Origin of the sequence: Flavihumibacter sp. CACIAM 22H1 (assembly GCF_001601815.1) — a bacterium.
Taxonomy (GTDB): Bacteria; Bacteroidota; Bacteroidia; order Chitinophagales; family Chitinophagaceae; genus Flavihumibacter.
This window is the reverse complement of record NZ_LUKG01000095.1, coordinates 12,161-15,224: the sequence shown is the minus strand read 5'-3', so window position 1 is coordinate 15,224 and position 3,064 is coordinate 12,161. Positions and strand designations below refer to the sequence as shown.

The 3,064-nt window shown below is 46.1% G+C and carries 3 protein-coding genes and 1 riboswitch; of the genes, 2 read left to right on the top strand and 1 reads right to left on the bottom strand.

The window, feature by feature from the left end:
• A partial coding sequence (locus A1D16_RS19035; RefSeq protein ID WP_290712464.1) for a DUF5690 family protein occupies positions 1-1,009 on the bottom strand: 1,009 nt, incomplete at its 3' end.
• 159 nt (positions 1,010-1,168) lie between these two features.
• A riboswitch (cobalamin riboswitch) is annotated at positions 1,169-1,307 on the top strand.
• A 120-nt stretch (positions 1,308-1,427) separates the two neighbouring features.
• On the opposite strand from A1D16_RS19035, the gene A1D16_RS19030 reads away from it, so the two are divergent.
• Both A1D16_RS19030 and A1D16_RS19025 read left to right on the top strand, forming a co-directional pair.
• Positions 1,428-2,393: a ribonucleoside-diphosphate reductase small subunit gene (locus A1D16_RS19030; protein ID WP_290712462.1), complete on the top strand. Its 966-nt coding sequence runs from the start codon at positions 1,428-1,430 to the stop codon at positions 2,391-2,393.
• Between the two features lie 21 nt (positions 2,394-2,414).
• Positions 2,415-3,064, top strand: a 650-nt coding sequence (locus A1D16_RS19025; RefSeq protein ID WP_290712460.1) for a ribonucleotide reductase N-terminal alpha domain-containing protein, incomplete at its 3' end; no start/stop codon positions are given.

The window sequence follows — 3,064 nt, the reverse complement described above, 5'->3', positions numbered from 1 at the left end:
GGTATAAACCTATCGTAAAGCTCACGAGCCAAAAAATGGGGGAACCTATTTGATATACGATCCCAAAGGCACACAGTAAAATAGTGATAAAACCCAGCCCTATTACCAGGTGCTGGCGGTATAAACTTTTGAAATGATCGCGGATGCCGGTTAAAGTCAGTAATAGCATAAATACCGCCAGGGAGGCAATGGTTTCCATCTGGGCAAAAATTCCCGGGGAAGCGCCAGGTTCCAGCACTTTCAGCATTTCTACGGCATAATTATCCTTGATATCTCTTAAAATCGTAAGGAATAAATTGAGGAGGATAATAGCCACCAATCCGGGGCGAAATAACCGGAAAAGCTCCTTACGCTGGCTTTTATTGAGCGCTGTACGTTCCCCTCTTTCCTGTTTTTCTTCCGGCGCCGGCGCCGGAATTTTGCCGAGCAGGTACACCGCCAGGAACAAAAGCGGCAAAAACAGGCATCCGGTTACAAAAGGCATATACAGTTCGTTTACCTGCCAGGATTCAATACTGATTCGGCCTGCCGTTTTAACTACGCCGGAACTAAAAATGAAATTTATACTTAATATAAGCGCTATCAGGTCGGTGTATTTTCTACCTTCTATAAAACTGAAAACCAAGCCCCAGATCAGTCCCAGGCACATTCCGTTCAGGAATAGGAAAAGAACATTATAGGGCAGGGGTACCAGGGCCATCAGCAACAGGCAAATATGGGCCCCGCCGATGAGGCTGAGGATATAAAAGCCCCGTTTAGCCGGGTTAATCTCCGAAATAAAGCGGATTCCGATGAATTTGGAGGTCATATACCCTAATACCTGGGCAATAACAAGCGCTGATTTGAAAGAGATGCCAAAAGCGGTAAGGCCATCAAAAGTTCCGGCACTGATCGATTTACGGAATCCATACATGCAGAAATAAGTAGTGAAGGCGGCAAAGGAGGCTACTGCCACGGTAGTCAGTTGTGCCAGGTTTTTGGGTTGTTTCGGGAGAAGCCGATGTATCATACGGTCATCAATTTACTGAAACCTGTTGGAAGCATAGAGGCTGTTTCTGCATTACTTTTTTGTTAACCTGCATTCCGGCTGCATTTCAGCATAATTTCCACACCCTGTGAAAAACATTCAGTCTCAACTTTAGCATGGCGGCCTACTTTCGTGTCCAGTTCTTTCGAGTACATTTTCGGTGCAGCAAAAGCCAGCTTTTGCTGCTTAATAGGGAACCGCGTGGAAATCGCGGGCTGACGGGCAACTGTAATTCGCCTCGGCGAAAAGCCAGATACCTGCCGGAAACTGTATTGTTTGGACCTTCCCGCGTAAGGTACCGGCATTGGCAACACGCATCGGGAATGCTTTCTACAGCAGGCCCTGAATGTATCAGCCCTTGCTCCGCGGAAAACTGATACATCTATATAAACATACTACCATGCAAAATGAAGTGTTGCTGAAGGAAAACAAGGATCGGTTCGTGATCCTGCCGATAAAATACCCCCGTATCTGGGAAATGTATAAAAAACACGAAGCCAGCTTCTGGACGGCAGAGGAAATTGATTTGAGTGCTGACCTGGCCGACTGGGCTAACCTGAATGACGGCGAACGGCATTTCATTTCACATGTACTGGCATTTTTTGCCGCCAGTGACGGAATTGTGAATGAGAACCTGGCTGTTAACTTCATGAGCGAAGTTCAGTTGCCGGAAGCCCGCTGCTTTTACGGGTTCCAGATTATGATGGAAAATATCCATTCTGAAACCTATGCCTTACTGATCGATACCTATGTTAAGGATCCGGCCGAAAAAGACCGTCTCTTCCATGCTATAGATACCGTTCCGGCCGTAACCAAAAAGGCAGAATGGGCCCTGCGCTGGATCGAAAAAGGAAACTTCGCCGAACGCCTGGTTGCTTTTGCAGCCGTGGAAGGCATTTTCTTCAGCGGCAGTTTCTGCTCCATATTCTGGTTAAAGAAACGAGGTCTTATGCCCGGGCTCACTTTCAGCAATGAGCTCATCAGCCGGGATGAAGGCCTGCACTGCGAATTTGCCTGTCTCCTTTACAGCATGTTGTCCGAACAACTTAGCCAGGAACAAGTCTATTCCATTATCGGCGATGCCGTAGCTATCGAGAAAGAATTTATAACCGATGCCCTGCCGGTTGACCTGATCGGGATGAATGCCCGCCTTATGCAACAATATATTGAATTTGTGGCCGATCGCTGGCTGGCTGAACTGGGCTACCCGAAAATGTTCAATACCGCCAACCCCTTTGACTTTATGGAAATGATTTCACTGCAGGGTAAAACCAATTTCTTTGAAAAAAGAGTAGGTGATTACCAGAAATCAGGAGTAATGACCGGATCAGCCGGACAAACCTTCTCTCTTGATGAAGATTTTTAAAATTGATTAAAGCGTTTAACCATGTTTGTTATAAAAAGAAATGGCCGTAAAGAGTCTGTAAAATTTGACAAGATCACTGCCCGTATTCAAAAGCTTTCCTATGGCCTGAGTCCGCTGGTAGATGTACACGATATTGCCAAAAAAACCATTGAAGGTATTTATGATGGAGTAACTACTACTGAACTCGATAGCCTGGCTGCTGAAACAGCCGCTTCGTTAACTACCCGCCACCCCGATTATGCTTTGCTTGCTTCTCGTATTGCAGTGAGCAACCTGCATAAAAACACCAAAAAATCTTTCAGTGATACAATGCGTTCCTTATACAACTATAAGGATGCTGCAACTGGTAAAGTGCTTCCCCTGATAGCAGATGATGTGATGGCTGTTATTGAAGAAAATGCCGAATTGCTGGATAGTACCATTATCTACGACCGTGATTTTGGCTTCGATTATTTCGGCTTCAAAACACTGGAAAAATCCTACCTGCTTCGGGTGAATGGTAAAATCGCCGAACGCCCCCAGCACCTCTATATGCGGGTGGCCATTGGTATTCACAAACAGGATATGGAACAGGCTATTAAAACCTATCACCTCATGAGTGAACGCTGGTTTACCCATGCAACTCCCACCCTGTTTAATGCCGGTACGCCCAAACCACAGTTGTCGAGCTG